Below are 19,447 nucleotides of genomic sequence, written 5' to 3'. Positions count from 1 at the left end.
CCTGGGCGGCGCGGGCCTGCGTGCCCATACGGCGTTATACTGCGCGTCCGTTCGACTGTTATCCGAGTATCCCGATGGGTCTTTCCGCTACCGCCACACCCCAACCGCGTCGCTTGGGCGCGCCACTGATTGCCCTGGCCTTGCTGCTGGCTGGCGCCTGGTTCCTCAACCTCAACGCCGGCTTCAAGCAGGTGCTGTTGCTCCTGACCGGCGCGGCCCTGGGCCTTACGCTCTATCACGCGGCATTCGGTTTCACCTCGGCCTGGCGGGTATTCATCAACGAGCGTCGTGGCGCTGGCCTGCGGGCGCAGATGGTCATGCTGGCGCTCGCCGTGCTGTTGTTCTTCCCTGCGCTGGCCGCGGGCAATCTGTTCGGCAATCCGGTCACCGGGCTGGTGGCGCCAGCGGGTGTTTCGGTGGTGTTCGGTGCCTTTATCTTCGGCATCGGCATGCAACTGGGTGGCGGTTGCGCTTCGGGCACGCTGTTCACCGTGGGCGGCGGCAACGCGCGGATGCTGGTGACCTTGCTGTTCTTCATCATCGGCTCGGTCACGGCCACCCACCATGCCGACTGGTGGTTCGCGCTGCCGTCGTTGCCGGCGACCTCGCTCGTCCAGGCCTGGGGCGTGGGGCCGGCGCTGCTGGCGAGCCTGGCGGTGTTCGGGCTGATCGCCTGGGGCTCCGTGGTGCTGGAGAAGCGACGCCATGGCGTGCTGGAAGCACCGGCAGTCAGCGCCCACCAGGGCTGGCGGCGTTTCTTGCGTGGCCCCTGGCCGTTGCTGTGGGGCGCGATCGCGCTGGCGCTGCTGAATTATGCGACCCTGGCGCTGGCCGGTCGCCCCTGGGGTATCACCTCGGCGTTCGCCCTGTGGGGCGCCAAGACCCTGAGCGGCCTGGGCGTGGATGTGGGCAGCTGGGTGTTCTGGCAGGCTCCGGCCAATGCCAAGGCGCTGGCTTCGCCGCTGTGGCAGGACATCACCACCGTCATGGACATCGGTATCGTCCTGGGAGCGCTGCTTGCCGCTGGCCTGGCCGGTCGTTTCGCCCCGAGCCTGAAGATCCCTTTGCCGTCACTGCTGGCCGCGGTGCTCGGTGGCCTGCTGCTGGGCTACGGGTCGCGCCTGGCCTATGGCTGCAACATCGGCGCCTACTTCAGCGGCATCGCTTCAGGCAGCGTGCACGGCTGGTTGTGGTTGATCGCCGCGTATGCCGGCAACCTGATCGGCGTGCGCCTGCGTCCGCTGTTCTTCGCCGGTGAGCGACCGGCGCCGGCCCTGAGTGGCTGCTGAGCCCTTCGATTCGTCGAGGAGTCAGGTATGATGCGGGCCCCACCCTAGCAACGAGGCCCGCACCATGTCCCTGAGCGCAGAGCAGATCGGCGAATTCCGCGCCTTCGCCGAACAGTTGGCCGATGCCGCTGCCGCGGCGATCCAGCCGTATTTTCGCGCAAGCCTCGATGTCGAGGACAAAGGCGGGCGCCTGTACGACCCGGTGACGGTCGCCGACAAGGCCGCCGAAGATGCCATGCGCGAGCTGATCCAGGCCCGTTATCCCGAGCACGGCATCCTCGGCGAGGAGCACGGCGCGGCCCAGGGCACCAGCCCGCTGACCTGGGTGCTCGATCCGATCGACGGCACTCGCGCCTTCATCACCGGCCTGCCGCTGTGGGGCACGCTGATTGCGCTCAACGACGGTCAGCGTCCGCTGGTCGGCGTGATGAACCAGCCGTTCACCGGCGAGCGCTTCGTCGGCACGCCCGCAGGCGCCTGGCGCAGCGGCACGCCGCTGAAGACCCGGGCCTGCGCCGACCTGGCTTCGGCCACGCTGATGTGCACCACCCCCGACATGTTCGATACCCCGGCGCGCAAGGCGGCATTCGAGAACGTCGCCGGCAAGGCCCGACTGATGCGCTACGGTGGTGACTGCTATGCCTACTGCATGCTGGCCTCGGGCTTCGTCGACGTGATCGTCGAGGCGAGTCTGCAGCCTTACGACGTGCAGGCACTGATGCCGATCATCGAAGGCGCGGGCGGAGTGATCACCGCGTGGGACGGCAGCTCGGCGCAGGATGGGGGTTGCGTGGTGGCCTGTGGCGATCCGGCACTGCATGCGCAAATGGTGGAGCTGCTGCGCCACGCCCTGTAGTCACATTGGCCATGCAGCGTCGCACTTTTTCGCATTTGCGCGCTCTATGCATGGCCAGGTCGCGCCGATTCCCGGCGCGACCGATGATTTCCCTCGGTGCCGATGGCTGTACGACGACTCGCTTTTTTCTCCCACGGCCTGCTGCTGGCCGGTACGCTGACGTGCCTTGCCGCCTGTACCCAGCAACAGGGCCGCGACATGCTTACCCAGTTCGGCAACGGCAAGCCCGACGAGCTGTTCCAGACCAGCGTCGATCGCATGGCCACGCTGTCCATGCGCGACAACCTGCAAAGCCTCTACCTGTTGATGAACAAGCTGTACCTGCGCAATCCCAGCCAGTGGAAGCAGTCCGGTTACCTTGATTCCACCACCGCCGCGCGGCAGATTCGCATCGCCATCGAGCAGCGCCAGCCCCTGCCGCAGTTGGGCGAGCGCCGCGATCTGGCGGCACTGAGCTACGCGCTGAGCCCGGAGTTTCGCGGCGATCGGGTGGGCGCGTTCATCTATGCCATCGGCAGCATGCTGGTCACCGCCCACGGCGGGCGCACCGAGTTCTACATGACCGATACCCTGGACCCGCTGTTCATCAACAACGCCGCGCGCAACATCGAGAAAGCCACCTGGATGCTGAGCCAGCGCCAGGACGCCAACGGCGTGCTGCTGCTGTTCTCCAACGAGATTTCCGAGCAGGGCAGCAACCTCAGTTTCGCCGTGGAATTCGGCAAGGTCGTGGCCCGCCTGGACCTGTTGGCGCAGATGCTCGACGAACGCTACCGGCGCATTGGCCTGAACTATGCGCAGAGTCTGTTGCTGATGAACTTCCTGCCGGTTCAGTGAGACGTGTGCGGTAATCGCACCGTCCTGGCGCGCACGATGTTCGCTATCCGCCCGACGTTTGAAGTGCGTGCATTGCCTGCTGCCCGCGCTTTTGCTTAGTGTGGTTCTGTCCACCGACCGTCGACTGCCCCGACATGCCCTGGTCGGCCAGATAGAATGACCGTGAACCCTCGCATGCACAGGCCGAAATAGGTTGTGCGGCGTCCATAACAATAACGATGGCGAGTGCCTTGCCCATGGAAAGCCGCCTGTTGAGCGAGCAAAGCTGCGTGTTCCATCGCGCCGACCCGTACGCGGTGTCCGACTACGTGAACCGGCATGTGGGCCAGCACCACATTGGCCTTTCGCGTACCACTCATCCCCAGGCGAGCCTCAGCCACCGCAAGTTCGCCGAACTGGACCTGTGCCGCATCAGCTATGGCGGCAGCGTGCGCGTCACCTCGCCGGCGCTGGAAACCATCTATCACCTGCAGGTGCTGCTCAAGGGCAACTGCCTGTGGCGTGGTCACCAACGCGAGCACCACCTGGTGCCTGGCGAGCTGCTGCTGATCAACCCGGACGATCCCGTCGACCTGACCTATTCCGAAGACTGCGAGAAATTCATCCTCAAGGTGCCGGTGCGCCTGCTCGAGGCGATCTGCGACGAGCAGCGCTGGCAGCGGCCCAGCGATGGTGTGCGCTTCCTGCGCAACCACTACCGGCTGGAAGAGCTGGGCGGTTTCATCAACCTGCTGGGCATGGTCTGCATGGAGGCCGAGGTGGGCGATTCGCTGCCTCGGGTACAGGGACACTACAGCCAGATCGTGGCCAGCAAGCTGCTGACGCTGATGAGCACCAATGTGAACATGGAGGCGCTGGGGGGCGCGAACCTGGAGCGCATTCTCGAGCATATCGAGCGCAACCTGAAACTGGAGCTGACGGCCGAAGGGCTGGCGGAAAAGGCCAGCATGAGCCTGCGCTCGCTGTATGCGTTGTTCGATCGGCACCTGGGTACCACGCCGAAGCAGTACATCCGCGAGCGCAAGCTGGAACGGGTACGGCAGTGCCTCGTCGATCCAAGCTGCCGGGTGCGCAGCGTGACCGAGCTGGCGCTCGATCATGGTTTCCTGCACCTGGGGCGGTTCTCGGAGATTTACCGGCAGAGATTCGGCGAGCTGCCTTCGCAGACCTTCAGGCGGCGGGAATGATCCAGCCAGACCCATTCGCGGGCAAGCCTGCGAATGGGTTGAATGGCCACGGCCGTGTCAGGCCACATCCACCAGCACGATCTCGCTGTCTTCCAGTGCGGTCACCTTCAGCAGGCTTTCCTGTTCGATCGCCAGGCCGTCGCGTGCCTTGACCGGCAGACCGTTCACCTCGACCCGTCCCTTGGCCGGCACCAGGTAACCCCGGCGACCCTCATCGAAGCGGTACTCGGCGCTGTCGCCGGCGCGCAAGGTGGCGGCGACCAGGCGCGCATCGGTGCGGATGCGCAGGCTCTGCTCATCGCCGTCCCGACCGCTGGCCAGGGTCACGAAACCTTCACCGCGCTCACCCTTGGGGAATGGCCGCGAGCCCCAGGACGGCGCATCGCCGACCTTCTCGGGCACGATCCAGATCTGGAAGATCCGGGTGTCGACCTGCTCCAGGTTGTACTCGCTGTGCACGATGCCGCTGCCGGCGCTCATCACCTGCACATCGCCCGCTTCGGTGCGGCCCTTGTTGCCCAGGCTGTCCTGGTGGGTGATGGCGCCTTCGCGGACGTAGGTGATGATTTCCATGTCGCGGTGCGGGTGCGGCGGGAAACCGCTGCCGGCGGCGATCAGGTCGTCGTTCCAGACCCGCAGGTTGCCCCAGTGCATGCGCGCCGGGTCGTAATACTCGGAGAACGAGAAGTGGTGATGGGCGTCGAGCCAGCCGTGGTTGGCATGGCCAAGGCTTTCGAAGGGTCGCAGTTGCAGCATGTCGATGCTCCTCTAGAAGTGCTGGAATGAGGCCATGTTGCGCCTTGGAACTATCTAAAAAAAGCGTAAATTTCGACTTTTTAATATCTATTTTTTTGATTTAAAACTTGCACCCTGGCATGCGATTCATCGCCTAATTGCCTGATCCATAAGCATTAGCTGGCGCTTTGAGGCGGATGAGGCGAACATGCTCGCTGTTTCGATCTTCAATGGAGTGACCGTGCCCAACGAGCATCCCCAGGCCCCGGCCAACCTGACCCCGCCCGCCCAGTTGCCCTGGTTGCGCCGCCTTGCCGCGCGCCTGCTGGGCCGAGGCTTGAGTCGCCTGCGAGCGCAGCACCGCGATTCCTGGTTCCTGGGCCACGCCACCGGCCAGCGCAACGGCCATGCCGACGGCTTGCGCGAAGGCTACGAACAGGGGCGGGTGGATGGTTACGAAGCGGGGCGCCAAGTGCTGGTGATCCGTGACACTCGACCCGAGGCCGCCAGTGTGCCGGGCCAGGATGACAAGCTGTTCGACGACTGGCGCCTGCCGCTCGGCACCGAGCTCAAGAAGCGCTTCAAGGCCGACGTGGCCCAGCGCCTGCCCGCCGAAGCCCAGCCCAGTGCGGCCCAGTGGAAGCTGATCTTCAGCGAGACGCCGTCCACCTGCGTGGTGGCCGGGGCGGGGGCCGGCAAGTCGACCTCGCTGGTGCTGCGCATCCTGCTGTTGCGCCATTACCTGGGCTTCGAGCTCGACGCCATGACCGTGGTGACCTTCACCCGCGAGTCGCGCAAGGATTTCATCCAGCGTCTGCTGCAGGTGTTCGCCCTTTGGCAGATCGAGCTGTCGGCGGCCCAGGGGCGTGAGCTGGTGCGTACCTTCCACTCGCGCATCCTGCCGCTGGTGCGCAGCCTGCCGGGGTTCAGCCAGGTGCGTGCGTTCGAGACCCTGGGCAATGATCTGCCTGCCGGTGCCGAAGCCACCGCCGACAGCAACCCTTTCGACCTGCGCCTGAACGATGCCCAGCGCCAGCAGCTCAACCTCTGCTACCGCGATCTGCTGGGCGAGAATCCACGCTTCGCCGAACTGGTCGCCGCCATGCGCCAGGAGGCGTTGTTGCTCAAGCCCATGGACCCGGATCACCCTGATGTGCAGAAGCGCGCGCAGGTGACGCAGCTGGCGGCTCAACGCGACGAAGAGCTGTGCGACGTGATCGAGGACCTGTGGTTCGCCGCTGGCGCCTGGCCGATCAAGGGCATCGAGCCTTGCCGCGAGACGGTGCAGATCCGCGGCAGCCGTTTCCATGTGCAGGGGCGTCTGGAAGGACTGGATGCCTGGGTGGTGCTGGGCTTCGATCCGTCCGAGAGTGCCCAGTACCAGCGCCCGGGCGCCAAGCTGACGGTCCGTGCGGAATGGGCCGTGAAGCGCACCTTGTTTCAAGCTTTCTGCGATAAGCCATTGATATGGTTGGATAGTTACTCTTCGGCAAAACGCCTTGCTGCCGCCTTGGCCGGTGATGCCGTGGCCGGCCCCGGTTTCGAATTCAAGGTCAAGGGTGAACTGGCGCCAGCGCCCTTGCTCGATGCCTTCGTCAGTGCCGCCAGTTTCATCGAGAACCTGGGGCTGGACGTCAACGCGGCAGTGGCGGCCATGAGCTTCGCGGCGGGTGACAGCGACGGGCCTTTCTTCGAGGCCTTGGCGCTGTTCTGGAAGGCCTTCGAGGGCCATCTGCTGGCCCAGTCGCCACCTGTGATGACCTACAACCGCATGTTCGCCCTGTTCGGCGAGAACAACCCCGAGAACCTGGCGCTGTTGCCGGACCCGTTGCTGCGTCCGCTGGCGCACCTGATGATCGATGAGTTCCAGGACGTATCGCCGCAGATCGTCAGCTGGCTGCGTGCCTGTCTGGGTGAGATTCGCCGCCGTGGGCCGACCCTGCATGCCGGGCGAGCGGCCCGGCATTCGTCGCTGATGTGCGTGGGTGACGATTGGCAGTCCATCTACGGTTGGCGCGGCAGTTCGCCGAAGTACTTCATGGCGTTCACCAAGGCGTTTCCATCGCCTGCCAATACCCGGGTGATGCTGGTGGAGAACTACCGCAGCCAGCAGCACATCATCGATGCCGCCGAGCACCTGGTCAAAGGCGCGCCGGCCATCGCCGGCAAAAAGGCCAAGGCCAGTGGTGCCGCTGCCGAGCTGCCACTGTCGGCGGTGAAGGTGTTCGATCGCGATGAAGCGGCATTGGCGCAGACCGTGATAGAGCACTACGAGCGCGGCGAATCGGTATTGATGTTGTTTCGAAGATCGAGCGATAAGTTATTGATTAGTAATTATTTAAATGAAATTGTTGAGGCTGATTCTAGGTTGCCGGCAGGCCAGCGTCGCCTGCGTCAGCTGACCTATCACAGTGCCAAGGGGTTGCAGGCCGACGCGGTGTTCATGCTCGGTGACTGCCAGTATCTGACCAGCTCGCCGTACAAGAACCAGCTTTATCGCCTGGTTGGCCTGGGCGAGCCGGGCGATGCCCAGGCGTTCGACACGGCGCAGCGCGAAGAGGTGCAGCGCCTGGCCTACGTGGCGGTCACGCGGGCAGTCAGGCACTGCTACTGGCATGTGGAAAGGCCCAATGGCGAAACGACGGGCCAGTCGCGCGCATCGGGCCGGGTGGAGGGGCGGCAGGCCTTCTTCGAAGACCTGCGCGGGCAGTGATGATCAGTTGTTGGGGTCGCGACGGGTGGTGAGGCTCAGGTAGAGGGCGTCCTCGTCATTTTCCAGACCGATGGCCATGCGGTTCATGCCGTCGACGTACAGCTGTTCGGTGATCGCCAAGCGACGCAAGTGGCCTTGCGCGTCAAAGGGGCTTTTGCCCAATGTGCGCTCCAGGGCCTGGGCCACCTCCGGCTCGAGCGAGTCTGGCGCTTGCGCGTCCATGTGGCAGTACTCCAGGTAGTCCACGCCCGCGTCCCAGCGCGGTCTGAGGGCGCTGAACCGGCTGGGGAACTCGGCACGCAGCAGACGCCGCCAGGTCGGATGTCGTGATATCCATTGCCGCCTCGGCAAGGGCTTGTCGTCTTCCACCTCGACCTGCTCACCGATGGCTTCCTCGGTGCGAAAGGATATGTCCGCGGTGTCTCGGTACAACATGTCCAGTTGTGGTTCCGGATAGTCGAGCATGTCGGCCAGGTTGGTGCGCAAGGCCAGGCGCACTTCGATCAGATCCAAGCCTTGGCCCAGACCGTTGCGCAGCACATCGTCGGAAATATCATCACCTTCGTACAGCGGCGCCAACGTCGGTTCTGCGCCGCGCTCGGCCAACGGTAGCGACCACCAGAGATCACGCTCCTGCAAGGTGGTGCGTCGTGCGTTCCGAGCGTTGTAGAGCGCCTGGGCCCGCTCGTTGACCTGGTCACGGCGAAACAGTCGGCGGAAGAAATTGAACAGCGGGGCCGTCGTCTCGGCTGAGCTGGCAGACTCGTCATAGGCCATGACTTCGATCTGCAGGGTGCTGAAGCCATCGGCGCCGGCGTCGCCGCAGGTGACCGGGAATTCGCCGGCCACCTGGTCGAGGCGTTCGCGCAGCTGGCTGTCGGCGGCGGCGCGATCGAGCAGTTCCCAGATCTGGCGAGCGAAGCTCGTGGGGTTCTGACGGGCGGCACGGGACATGCCGACCAGCTCGACGACCTGACGCAGGTCGGCATGTTCGTCCTGATCGAACAAGGCGTTCCAGGTATCGCGCTGGGTCTCGTTGGCCCCATCGAGCCAGCTCACCTGTTGTACCTCTGCTTCTGGTGCCGGTTCGGGCAGCGGCTCTACCGACCCCCCCACGCGTTCCAGGCGTCGCTGCGTGAGTTCGTTCAACGGGTTGCGGTCGAAGCGCCAGCGGTGCAAGGGCTGCCAGCGCAGGCGCTGGGCATAATGCGAGCCGGTGACTTGCTCGAGTGTGGGTATCTGTTCGATCTGGTTGTCGCTGAGGTCGATCGAGCGCAGGGCGCAGGGATTGCGCTGCATCAACGAATCCAGACCGGTCGGCCAGTCGTGGAGCTGGGTATTGTTCAGGCGCAGCGTCGCCAGGTTGTCCAGCCCTGTCAGGTCTGGGGCATTGCCCAGAGGGTTGTCGCCCAGGTGCAAGCGGCGCAGCTCACGCATTGGTCGGAACAGCCCGGCCGTTTCCGTGCTCAGGGCTATCTGGTTGGCATGCAGGTCGAGTGTTTCCAGATGCAGATCGGCGAGCATGTGTAAGTCCGCCGCATCGAGCGTGAGGTTGTTGTGGCGCAGTGACAGGCGGCGCAGGTTGCGCAGTCGAGGCCGTACCGAGGCGAGCGCGTCCGGGAGTCGTTCCAGGTTGCAGCCGATCAGCCCCAGCTCCTCAAGGTTCGGGGCGTCGCGCAGCGCGCCAATCAGGGCGGTCGTTCCCAACTGCGGGCTGGCGCGCACGACCAGGCCGCGCAGGTTGGGGAAAGACTGCAGGAAGCCGTTCGGCAGCCGCGGTAGGTTGACCGTGTCCAACTCCAGCTCAGTGATGTGGTCGAAGCGGCTGGTCAGAGACGGTAGCGTATCCAGAGCGACGTTGCTGAGACTCAGGCGAGGCCCGTCCAGGCGCTGCCAGGCACGGTTCAGTGCAACGGCTGTGCGGTTGTAATCGTTGGCTGCGGCCGCGCCCCATTCGCGCCTCCCTGCGTCGGCCCATTCCGTCAGTTGTTCGCGCAAGCGGTGGTGTTGGACTCGCAACGCCTCGATCTGGCCGGTGGCGTCGCCCCGGGTACGCAGGGTCGCGAGCAGTTGTCGAAGCTCGCGATCGGTCATGCCTGGATACAGGGCATGCAGCTCGTGCTCAGCCCTGGAGGCGAATATGCCAGGGCTCAACGGGTAGCCACGGCGTCCGTCGCTCAGGCGCAGCGGGGAGCGAAAACCTGTGCGTGCGGGTTGCTGGCCGATCATCCGCGCGGTGCCCGGGCGATCGGCCAGCGCCGCGTCGTAGCACTGTTGGGCAGTCCATTGCGGGTGGCGGGCCAGCAACTGGTCGCCGATCAGTCGACTGTCGGCATTGGCCAGGCTGTTTCTGTACAGGCCAAGCAGGGCACGGTCCAGGCGCGTGCGGGCCTGCAGACGGCGGGCTTCTTCGGCGATGCGCAGAGGCACCCTGCCGGCCTGCAGGGCCGTACGCTCGGTGTTGCCTGCCCCGTTGGCCAGTTCTGCCACGACTTGCGCCGGCAGGCTGGGGAACTGCTGGCTGATCGTCTGGGCGTTAGCCGAGGTCGGTTTGGGCTGGTTGTCATACAGGCTGTCCAACAGCGAGGCGCGTTTGGACTCCAGCTGCTTGGCCATCAAGTCTTGCAGGGCCTGTTGTCGCTGCGCGGGCTCCACTTTGCCTGGCAGCAGTTCGGCGATATCGTCTTCGTTCAGGTGGTCCAGGACGATGCGCGCCAGGTTGCCACTGTCCAGGTCGGACCGGGTAAGCTGGATCACTCGATCGCCCGGACGGTTGCGGCCATAGCGTTTCGCGCTGCCGGTGACCTCGCCGGCTTCGAATACCTCAAGCACCACATCCTCTGGCCAGCCGGGCAGCTCGCCGAGGACGGTCGCGGCAAATTGCTTGTAGGCCGCCAAGGGGCGGCCGTCGCGGGTTCTGGCGATGATATCGGTGGCGGTGTCGTCAAGCTTCAAGCGCAGCAGCGCATCCTCCAGCAGCGCAGGCGGTGGCTCGCCGTTGGCGTGCAGTTGCTCCAGTACTCCGCGATCCAGGCCTGTGCAGTCGAACGCGGCGAGTATCTGTGCGTCGTCAAGACCTTTGCAGATCCCACCGAGCCGACGCAACAACTTGACTCGGCTCCAGCCCTGTGGACGCTCGTGCTCCAGGCGCCATGCCCCTTTGCCATTGCCCTCGAGCCGCGGCTGGTAGGCCTTGGCATCGTCAGGGTGAACCAGGCGCCAGGCATTTTGTGGGTCCTGGCGGATCTCGTGGAGGTTGCCGTCGAGTTCGACGAAGTGTCGATCGTTGACGTGCAGCAGGCCCTGTTCGTCGGGCCGTACGTCGCTGGTCACCTTGACAGTGCTGCGGTAGTTCTCCAACTCGGCATGCCACAGGCGTGGCTCGTTTTCGACCTCGATGCTTTCCATCCAGTCGACGAACCCGGACGCCTTGATCAGTTTGGCGGCGCCGCCGATGACGAGCATGCCGCCCAAGTTGACCAGCAGCGACTCGACCTGGTCCACCGCCTCGGCGTTGTTGCCCTCGGACCAGGCTTCAAAGCCATGGAAGATGCTGGACATGATCTGCACGGCGCCCACGGCCAGCATGACGACATCGAGGCCGGGCACGAACATCGCCGCGACATTGAGCAGTGTCAGGCCTTGTTCACCCCAATGCGCCAGCCGTTTTTTTTGAGCCTTGGCGTCGAGGTCGGCGGTCGGCACGGCGATGCGGCGGGCATCTTCCTTGAGACGCTGGGCATGTGCGTTGAACAGCTTGGGCCAGACCGGAAAGGCGATGTTCACTTCATGCACGGCCAGTGCCGGAAAACGAGCCGCATGCGGTGCCTCGCTCGGCTCGGGGGCACTGGGCGGCAGCTGTCCTTGCCAGGGGTGAGTGCCAGGTTGGGTTTCACCGAATGCCGGTGTCGGTGTCTCCAGTGGCGTCGGGCCGGTATGCGTGCTTTCGAACAGGTGGGCTTGCAGCTTTTTGGCCATCCGCACCCGGTCCTCGAGCGCCACATGCTCCAGGAACCGGTGGCGATAGCTCGGTTCCAGCAGCCGTTTGCGCAAGTATTTACCCAGGGCTAGCAGGCTGGTGAACTCCTGCACCGGATGCTCGTGATCGAATGGCAGGTAGGCCAGGTAAGGGGGGATCGACGAGCCTTTGGGCGTCAGCAGCAACAGGTCGTGCAGCTGGATGTCGAACATCCGCAGGGTGCGTGCGAGGACCGGGTGGGTGTCATAATTTGGCGCCGCGTCGTTGCCACAGAACTGCAGCAGCGTCTGGTGGCCATGGGCCGACAGCTTGCCGCGCAACTGGGCGACTTCGATCTGCACCTTGAGCTCGTCACGTCGAGCCTGTGTCCAAAGGGCCTGGATCCGCGCCCTGCGTGAGCCATCGTAGATTCCTTGCAGGTGCTCTTGATAGCGCTGACCGAGATCCAGTGCCCGACAATGCGTGACGAATTGAGCCGTGCTCAGCCCGGGAAATTTGGTGCTGTCCGTGGCGCTCATTTGCAGGGTGCTCAGCGGGCCGACCACCGTCATATCCTCGAAGTTGTGCAGCGCGGCCTCCAGCAGGCTGGTCAGCGTGGCCGGGCCTGCCGGTTGGTAGGTCCAGACCGGCGGGTTGGGCACACCATGCGAGGCGTCGGGGTCGGGGAAATGATGAACAAGGCTCGAGGTGAAGGGTTGCAGGCGAAATTGCGCCTGGGTCAACGACAGCGCAGTGCCGAGGCGCGCCTGTAGCAACGGCTCGCAGAACTCACTGATGCCTCGTAGATCCTCGAGTCCCTTGGCCAGCGCCTTGCGGCTGGCGGAGCGGCGGGCGATGGCGGCGCGCAGCTCGGCCTGGCGCGTGGCCGGCGCCTGGGCGAACCAGTCTGCAGGTTGTCCGTGCGCGTTGATGTGCTCGTGCTGCGCGGGGCGCAGCACGCGGCCGGCCTGCGTGGGATGCAGGTGCTTGGTCCAGCCAGGCAGGCTGCGCAGGATCTGTTGTTGATGGTAGGGGGGAGTGTCGTCGAGCATGGTCGTCATCCGTGTTGAGAGGCGGCCATTCAACGGCAGTGGCTGGCGCAATGAGCGGTACATAGTTGGCGGTGGGGCTGCTAAGGTCGCAGGCACAGCCTGAACCGGGAGCTTCGCCATGCCTGCCTTCACCATTCGGCAAATCGACCATATCGTCCTGCGCGTCGCCGACCTGCGGCGCAGCCTGGCGTTCTACGAGCAGGTACTGGGCTGCCCGGTGCGCAGGCGGCGTGACGACCTGGGCATGATTCACCTGGGGGTTGGCGCGAGCTTGATCGACCTGGTCGCGGTCGATGGCCCGCTTGGGCGCCAGGGCGGTGTCGGCCCCGGCCCTGTGGGGCGCAACCTCGATCATTTCTGCCTGAGCATCGAGCCCTTCGACGAAGCGTCCTTGACCCAGTACCTGGCCAGCGCCGGGGTGAAGGTGGACCCGGTCGAAGTGCGCTATGGCGCGCAGGGCGAGGGCCGGTCGCTGTACTGCTACGATCCCGACGGTAATCGCGTCGAACTCAAGGGAGTCGTCGCCCAGGCCGGGGCAGTGGCGCGGGAGTCGGCATGACCGCTGTCAACTTGCGCCAGCATTGGATCGAATGTCCTGAGGGGCGGCTGTACGCCCAGGCGTGGGAGCCCGCGGGGACGCAAGGGGCGCCTGTCGTGCTGTTGCACGACTCGCTGGGCTGTGTGGCGCTCTGGCGCGATTTTCCCGCGCACCTGGCACAGGCTACCGGTCGCACGGTGATTGCCTACGACCGCTTGGGCTTCGGCCGTTCCGACGCTCACCCCGGCCAGTTGCTCCCCGGCTTTGTCGAGGCCGAGTCCAGGACCGGCTTCGCCGTGTTACTGGAGCAGCTGGCAATCGAGGACTTCCTGGTCTTCGGGCACAGTGTCGGCGGCGGCATGGCCATCGCTTGTGGCGCCGCGTTCGTCGAGCAGTGCCAGGGGGTGATCACCGAGTCGGCCCAGGCCTTCGTCGAGCCCCTTACGCTACAGGGCATTCTTGCCGCAGATCGCCAATTCGCCGAGCCGGAGCAAATGGCCCGGTTACGGCGTTACCACGGCGACAAGGCTCAGTGGGTCTTGCGCGCCTGGGTCGACAACTGGCTGTCGACAGCATTTTCCGGGTGGAACCTCGACGAACCACTCGCGCGACTGCGTTGCCCGTTGCTCTGCCTGCATGGGGATAACGACGAGTTCGGCAGCCTGGCCCACCCCGAGCGTTTCATGCGCCTGGCCGGGGGGGCGAGTCGCATGCAGGTGCTGGCCGATTGCGGGCATGTGCCACACCGCGAGCAGGAGCGGCAGGTCGTGGAACAGGTCATGGATTTTCTGTGTTGATCGGCCGCTCCGCCTTCAGGAATGCAGACTGGCCACTGTTCCGATCATTTGCCGTGCCACTGTGCTTGACGGCGCGGCCTGCCGGGCGCGACTCTGCCGGCGTCCGTGAAGGAGAAGAACAATGGACCTGTCGAGCCTGCTGCTGTTCATCCCTGCCTGTTTCGCCCTGAACATGGCGCCTGGCCCCAACAACCTGCTGTCCCTGCACAACGCCAGCCGCTATGGCCTGCGCACCGCCTGCGTGGCCGGCGGCGGACGCCTGCTGGCCTTCAGCGGCATGATCGCCCTGGCCGCCATGGGCCTGGCGGTGGTGCTGCATACTAGCGAATACCTGTTCCTGGCGATCAAGGTGCTGGGCGCCGGCTATCTGTTCTACATCGCCTGGCAGCTGTGGCGGGCGCCGGTTGGCGCAGCGCTGGAGACGGGTGAGCAGCCGCGAGGAACCTGGCGGCTGGCGCGCCAGGAGTTCTGGGTGGCGGCTGGCAATCCGAAGGCGATTCTCATATTCACCGCCTTCCTGCCGCAGTTCGTGTCTGTCGGCAGCGCCACGCCGGTCGGTGAGCAGTTCCTGCAACTGGGCGTGCTGTTCCTGCTGCTGGAGTGGGCGGCCATCGCCATCTATGCAGGGCTCGGCGCGTACCTGCAGCGTTGGTTCGAGCGCCCCGGGCCACGCCGGCTGTTCAATCGGGTCAGTGCCGCGCTGCTGGGCTGTGCGGGCCTTGGGCTGCTGGTGGCGCGCCGCTAGAACTGCCAGCGCACTCCCAGGTTCACACCGCTGGCCTCCTGCTGGCGGCTATCGAGGTTGCTGGTGTACTGCACGCCACCGTGCAGGCTCAGCGCTTGGGTCACCTGGGCGACCATGCCGCCTTCCACTTGCATCGAGGTATAGCGGTAGTCGGTCTTGATCCTGTCCACCCCATCGAAGGTCAGGGTGTCGCGGCCACCGTCAGCGTGCCACAGGTCGAGCTGAACGTAAGGTTGCAGCAGGCGCACGCGGCTCTGGTTGAATGTCCCTTCCAGGCGCAGGCCCAGGCGCCCGGTCAGCTCCACCTGGGCGTCATGGCTGATGCGCGAGACGCTGTCGTTGGCGCTGTCGAGCGAGACCTTCTGGGCGATGAGCTGCGCCTGGGGCTCCAGGGTCCAATGCTCGGACAGGGCGATCGGGTAGCCAGATTCCGCCGATGCGGTCCAGGCGTGGCCGTCGATGTTTATCCTGTCGCCGCGTTGCGAGCGCGCGCGACCATCGAACTTGGTGTACTGCAGGACGATATCGAGGTAGGCGCGCTGCGCGCCCACCAGGGTCCAATAGGCACCGACGCTGTCGCCGTCGAGCTTCAAGTCGCCGACACTGCGGTCCTTCATGGCCAGGGCGAAGCCCTTGACGTCGGCATCCAGACGGGCGTGGCTCAAATACACTCCGATCTGCTGGCGGTAGCCGTCGTCGCCGACCTTGGCGAACACATCCTGGCCTACCTTGAACCCGTAGAGGTTGCCATCCAGGCTCGGGCTGACAGTGCCGCTCCACTGTTGGCGCAACGCGCCGCCATAGGCCTGGCCCCAGCTGGCCGGCAGCGCGCCTTGACCAGCCAGCAAGCGCTGGTCGCCCTGGCGCTGGTGGAATGTGCCCAACGCCTGTCGGGCGATGAGCGCCGCCGCCCTTGGCGCGGCGGCATAGACAGGTACCTCGGGCCGGTACAGCGGCAGGGACTGGCCGGGCACCGGGTCGGGCAGATCGGGCTGGCCTGGCGCGAGGGCTGCCACGGGAGAGGGAAGCTCGGGCGTGGACGGCGCCACCAGGGTCGAACGCAGGTACCAGCTGTTCTCGCTGCCTGCTGCCACGCCGCCTTTGAATAGGCGGTAGTCGTAAGCGCCGACCGAGAGAGTCTGGGTCTGCACGAAGGCGGTGGAGGTGCTGCTGGCGCCGTCGCGGGCCTCGACTACCTGGATGCCGTTCTGGCTTGTGGCGGCACCCGTGCCGCCAAGGTTGTTGATCTGCAGCAGCGTGGTGCCGGTGATGCTGCCTTGGCTGACCACCAGGCGATCGGAGGGCGCTCCGTCAGCGCCGAGTTCGCTGTTGAGCCTGAGCGTGCCACCATCACCGGTATAGTCACCCACGATCGTCAGGCGTCCCTGTCCATCGCCGCCAGTACCCAGGTCGATTGTCCCTGCGTTGCGCAGGCCTGCTCTCTGACCGCTGGCAAATGCCGATACCGTGCCCTGGCTCGAGCGCAGCGTGCTGCCGGTACCTATGCTCAGCACGCCGTTGAGGCTGCCGGCGTCACCCAGGACCAGGGTGTCGTCCAGGGTCAGCTGGCTGTTCCCGCTCAGGGTGATGGCCTCCCAGTTGACATATCGCGCGGCACCGACCAGCCGGCTGTTCTCGAACAGCAGGCTGTCGTTGCCCTGGCCGCCGTCGAGCGCGATGGACAGGGTCTGGGCACTCAGGTTGCGCACGCTGGCAAGGTCGTTTCCCTCGCCCATGTCGACCCTTGCGCCGATGCTGCCGCCGGACCAGTCGAAGACATCGTTTCCTGCGCTGGCCAGGACACTGCCGGCCACTCGGCCACCGCTGATGCTGATGCTATCCACGCCGCCGCTGGTGCTGATGTTGCCGCCAATGGTGCCGCCACGCAGGATGATGGTGTCGTTGCCGAAGCCGCTCACCAGGTTGCCGTCGATGCGCGTCTGCACCGCGCTGTCCTGGGACATCTCGAAATAGTTGTCGGCGAGTTTCAGATCGACCCGGCCGATCCGGCCACCGCTGAAGATCGCGCCGTCACCATCCTCGAAGGCACCGATGATATGGCCGTCGGACATGGTGAAAGAATCGTATCCTTGGCCTTGGTTCAGTGACTGAACGGTGCCACCGGTCATGGTGAATGTGTCGATGTCCTGGGACTGTACGACAGCGCCGAGCGTGTCACCGGCGGACACCGTCAACGATTCGGCGAAACTTGGCGCAGGCAGGGCGAATACTACCAGTGAGGCGGGGAAGAGCAGGCGGGCACGGCGCATCGGCAGGTCTCCATTCCATTGGATAGGGACCAGCGCGTGATTGCGTGCAGCTCTGTTGTGCGTCGGCCTTGGCCGACGTTGTAGGTGAACACCACACCAGGGGCAACTGGCAAAAATGCCAGGTGCCGTGGCGTCAGTCGCGATAGAACGTCTGCACCAGGTGATAGCCGAACTTGCTCTTGATCGGTCCATGCACCACGCGCAGAGGTTTCTTGAAAATCACCTGGTCGATCGCGCCCACCAATTGGCCCGGGCGCACCTCGCCCAGATCACCACCGCGCTTGCCCGACGGGCAGGTGGAGAACTTCTTCGCCAGGACGTCGAAGGCCTCGCCGTTGGCGATACGCTGCTTGAGCTTTTCGGCTTCGTCAGCGGTCTTGACCAGGATGTGGCGGGCTTGGGCTTTCATGGGGAGATACCTGTGTTTCGCGGCAAAAAGGACGCCATTATGCCTGATCGCGCAACTCCGCGCGGTCGCGGAACTGCTCCAGCGCCTCGGGGTTGGCCAGGGCGTCGGTATTCTTCACCGGCAGGCCATGCACCACATTGCGAATCGCCAGCTCCACCAGCTTGCCGCTGAGGGTGCGCGGGATATCACCGACCTGGGCGATCACCGCCGGCACATGGCGCGGCGTGGCGTACTGGCGGATCACCTGGCGGATGCGCAGGCGCAGGGCGTCGTCCAGTAGCAGGCCATCGCGCAGGCGCACGAACAGCACCACGCGCACATCGCCGTGCCAGTCCTGGCCGATGGCCACGCTTTCCAGCACCTCTTCGACCTTTTCCACCTGGCGGTAGATTTCCGCGGTGCCGATGCGCACGCCGCCAGGATTGAGCACAGCGTCGGAGCGGCCATGGATGATCAGGCCTCCCCCTGGGATCTGCTCGGCGTAATCGCCCTGGCACCAGACCCCCTCGAACTGGCTGAAGTAGGCGTCATGGTAGCGGCTGCCGTCGCTGTCGCCCCAGAACCCAAGGGGCATCGATGGAAACGGTTGAACGCAGACCAGTTCGCCTTTCTCGCCGCTGACCGCCTCGCCCTGGTCGTTCCATACCTCCACAGCCATGCCCAGGCCCTTGCCAGCGATTTCGCCACGGCGCACCGGCAGCAGCGGATTGCCGAGCACGAAGCAGGCGACGATATCGGTGCCACCGGACATGGAAGCCAGGCAGACATCGGCTTTTACCTTGGCGTAGACATAGTCGTAACTGTGCGGTGACAGCGGCGAACCGGTGGAGAGGACCTGACGCAGAGTGTCGAGACGATGGGACTTCGCCGGTTCGACACCGGCCTGCTCCAGGGCGGCGAGGTACTTGGCGCTGGTGCCGAAGGCGTGGATACCCTCGGCGTCGATCAGGTCCAGCAGGCGCTCGGGGCCTGGGTGGAACGGCGAGCCGTCGTACAGCACCAGGGTGGCGCCGACCGCCAGGCCGCTGACCAGCCAGTTCCACATCATCCAGCCACAGGTGGTGTAGTAGAACAGCACGTCGTCGGCCTTGAGGTCGTTGTGCAGGCCGTGTTCCTTCAGGTGTTGCAGCAGCACGCCGCCGGCACGATGGACGATGCACTTGGGCACGCCGGTCGTGCCGCTGGAGTAGAGAATGTAGAGCGGATGATCGAAGGGCAGGGCAGCGAACTCCGGAGCGCCGCCTGGCGTGAAGTAGTCAGCCCACAGGGCGGTCTGCTTGGCGCTGAACTCATCGGCGCGGGTCTGCGACCGGGTATGGGGCACCACCAGCAACAGCTCGACACTGGGGAGCTGAGCGGCGACCTGGTTGATCTTCTCCACCTGGTCGATGGTCTTGCCGGCGTACTGGTAACCGGCGCAGGCCACCAGCAGCCTGGGCGCGATCTGGCCGAAACGGTCGATGATGCCCTGGGTGCCGAACTCCGGCGAGCAGCTGGACCAGACCGCGCCAAGGCTGGTGGCGGCAAGCATCGCCACCAGGGTTTGCCAGGTGTTGGGCATCACCGCGGCGATACGGTCGCCGGGCTGGATACCGGCCTGCCTGAAGGCCTGTTGCAGCCCCGCGACCTGAGCGGCCAGCTGGTTGTGGGTGAGGCTGTGGCGAGTGCCATCCTCGCGCACGGCGACCACGGCCGGGCGGTCGTCGCGGCGTTGCAGCAGGTGCTCGGCGACATTCAAGGTGGCGCCTTTGAACCAGCGGGCGTCGGTCATGTGCTCGCCTTGCTCGAGCACGCTCGCAGGGGGCGTGTGCCAGCGCACATGGAAGTACTCGGCCAGCGCCTGCCAGAACTGTGGGCGCTGCTCGATGCTCCAGCGGTGCAGGGCGGCGTAGCCGTCGAGCTGGAGGTTGAAACGCCGGTTGACCCGGCGGCGGAAGGCGTCCATCCGGCTGGCTTCGATACGGGTGGTGGAGGGGCGCCAGAGTACGTCGTTCATGCCGGGACCCTCGGTGATAGTCGATGGTGGGTACTATGCGTTTCTTCAGTCCAGCGCAATTCCTG

At 65.2% G+C, this 19,447-nt stretch carries 13 protein-coding genes; 8 read left to right on the top strand and 5 right to left on the bottom strand.

Features of this window, described 5'->3' with window-relative positions:
- The first annotated feature begins 74 nt into the window (after positions 1-74).
- From N5D48_RS10045 to N5D48_RS10030, 4 genes are all read left to right on the top strand, one after another.
- Positions 75-1,289 carry a YeeE/YedE family protein gene (locus N5D48_RS10045; protein WP_279883678.1) on the top strand — a complete coding sequence of 405 codons (1,215 nt, stop codon included), beginning with the start codon at positions 75-77 and terminating at the stop codon, positions 1,287-1,289.
- Between the two features lie 64 nt (positions 1,290-1,353).
- A complete protein-coding gene (gene hisN, locus N5D48_RS10040; protein ID WP_279883676.1) occupies positions 1,354-2,145 on the top strand; it encodes a histidinol-phosphatase in 792 nt (263 codons plus the stop codon).
- A gap of 102 nt (positions 2,146-2,247) precedes the next feature.
- Entirely contained in the window at positions 2,248-2,982 is a 735-nt protein-coding gene (locus N5D48_RS10035) for a hypothetical protein (RefSeq protein ID WP_279883675.1), read from the top strand.
- A 236-nt stretch (positions 2,983-3,218) separates the two neighbouring features.
- The gene (locus N5D48_RS10030; protein ID WP_279883674.1) at positions 3,219-4,169 is read left to right on the top strand and encodes an AraC family transcriptional regulator; all 951 of its coding nucleotides are present in this window, start codon (positions 3,219-3,221) and stop codon (positions 4,167-4,169) included.
- Positions 4,170-4,226: 57 nt separating this feature from the next.
- On the opposite strand, the gene N5D48_RS10025 is transcribed toward N5D48_RS10030, so the two are convergent.
- The gene (locus N5D48_RS10025; protein ID WP_279883672.1) at positions 4,227-4,925 is read right to left on the bottom strand and encodes a pirin family protein; all 699 of its coding nucleotides are present in this window, start codon (positions 4,923-4,925) and stop codon (positions 4,227-4,229) included.
- Between the two features lie 187 nt (positions 4,926-5,112).
- Here N5D48_RS10025 and N5D48_RS10020 point away from each other — a divergent pair, with 187 nt between their 5' ends.
- The gene (locus tag N5D48_RS10020) at positions 5,113-7,617 is read left to right on the top strand and encodes a UvrD-helicase domain-containing protein (protein ID WP_279883670.1); all 2,505 of its coding nucleotides are present in this window, start codon (positions 5,113-5,115) and stop codon (positions 7,615-7,617) included.
- Between the two features lie 3 nt (positions 7,618-7,620).
- On the opposite strand, the gene N5D48_RS10015 is transcribed toward N5D48_RS10020, so the two are convergent.
- Positions 7,621-12,627, bottom strand: a complete 5,007-nt coding sequence (locus tag N5D48_RS10015; protein WP_279883668.1) for a DUF6543 domain-containing protein — start codon at positions 12,625-12,627, stop codon at positions 7,621-7,623.
- A gap of 118 nt (positions 12,628-12,745) precedes the next feature.
- Here N5D48_RS10015 and N5D48_RS10010 point away from each other — a divergent pair, with 118 nt between their 5' ends.
- The 3 genes from N5D48_RS10010 to N5D48_RS10000 all read left to right on the top strand — a co-directional run bounded on the left by N5D48_RS10010 (position 12,746) and on the right by N5D48_RS10000 (position 14,707).
- On the top strand, positions 12,746-13,186 hold the full coding sequence (locus N5D48_RS10010; RefSeq protein ID WP_279883666.1) for a VOC family protein: 441 nt from the start codon (positions 12,746-12,748) through the stop codon (positions 13,184-13,186).
- Positions 13,183-13,962 (top strand): alpha/beta hydrolase, encoded by a 780-nt coding sequence (locus N5D48_RS10005; protein WP_279883664.1) that lies wholly within the window; start codon positions 13,183-13,185, stop codon positions 13,960-13,962. Before N5D48_RS10010 ends, N5D48_RS10005 begins: the two co-directional genes overlap by 4 nt.
- Positions 13,963-14,083: 121 nt before the next feature.
- Positions 14,084-14,707, top strand: coding sequence for a LysE family translocator (locus N5D48_RS10000; protein WP_279883662.1), 624 nt, complete (start codon positions 14,084-14,086; stop codon positions 14,705-14,707).
- Here N5D48_RS10000 and N5D48_RS09995 read toward each other — a convergent pair.
- The 3 genes from N5D48_RS09995 to N5D48_RS09985 all read right to left on the bottom strand — a co-directional run bounded on the left by N5D48_RS09995 (position 14,704) and on the right by N5D48_RS09985 (position 19,382).
- A complete protein-coding gene (locus tag N5D48_RS09995) occupies positions 14,704-16,977 on the bottom strand; it encodes an autotransporter outer membrane beta-barrel domain-containing protein (RefSeq protein WP_279883660.1) in 2,274 nt (757 codons plus the stop codon). The two genes, N5D48_RS10000 and N5D48_RS09995, sit on opposite strands and share 4 nt — an antisense overlap.
- 133 nt (positions 16,978-17,110) lie before the next feature.
- Positions 17,111-17,386 carry a peptidylprolyl isomerase gene (locus N5D48_RS09990; RefSeq protein WP_008095636.1) on the bottom strand — a complete coding sequence of 92 codons (276 nt, stop codon included), beginning with the start codon at positions 17,384-17,386 and terminating at the stop codon, positions 17,111-17,113.
- Between the two features lie 37 nt (positions 17,387-17,423).
- On the bottom strand, positions 17,424-19,382 hold the full coding sequence (locus N5D48_RS09985; protein WP_279883658.1) for an acetoacetate--CoA ligase: 1,959 nt from the start codon (positions 19,380-19,382) through the stop codon (positions 17,424-17,426).
- Between the last annotated feature and the right edge of the window lie 65 nt (positions 19,383-19,447).

It is taken from the genome of Pseudomonas sp. GD03858, from assembly GCF_029840925.1.
GTDB lineage: Bacteria > Pseudomonadota > Gammaproteobacteria > Pseudomonadales > Pseudomonadaceae > Aquipseudomonas.
The sequence above is the reverse complement of the archived record's forward strand: the minus strand, read 5'-3'. Positions and strand labels throughout refer to the sequence as shown.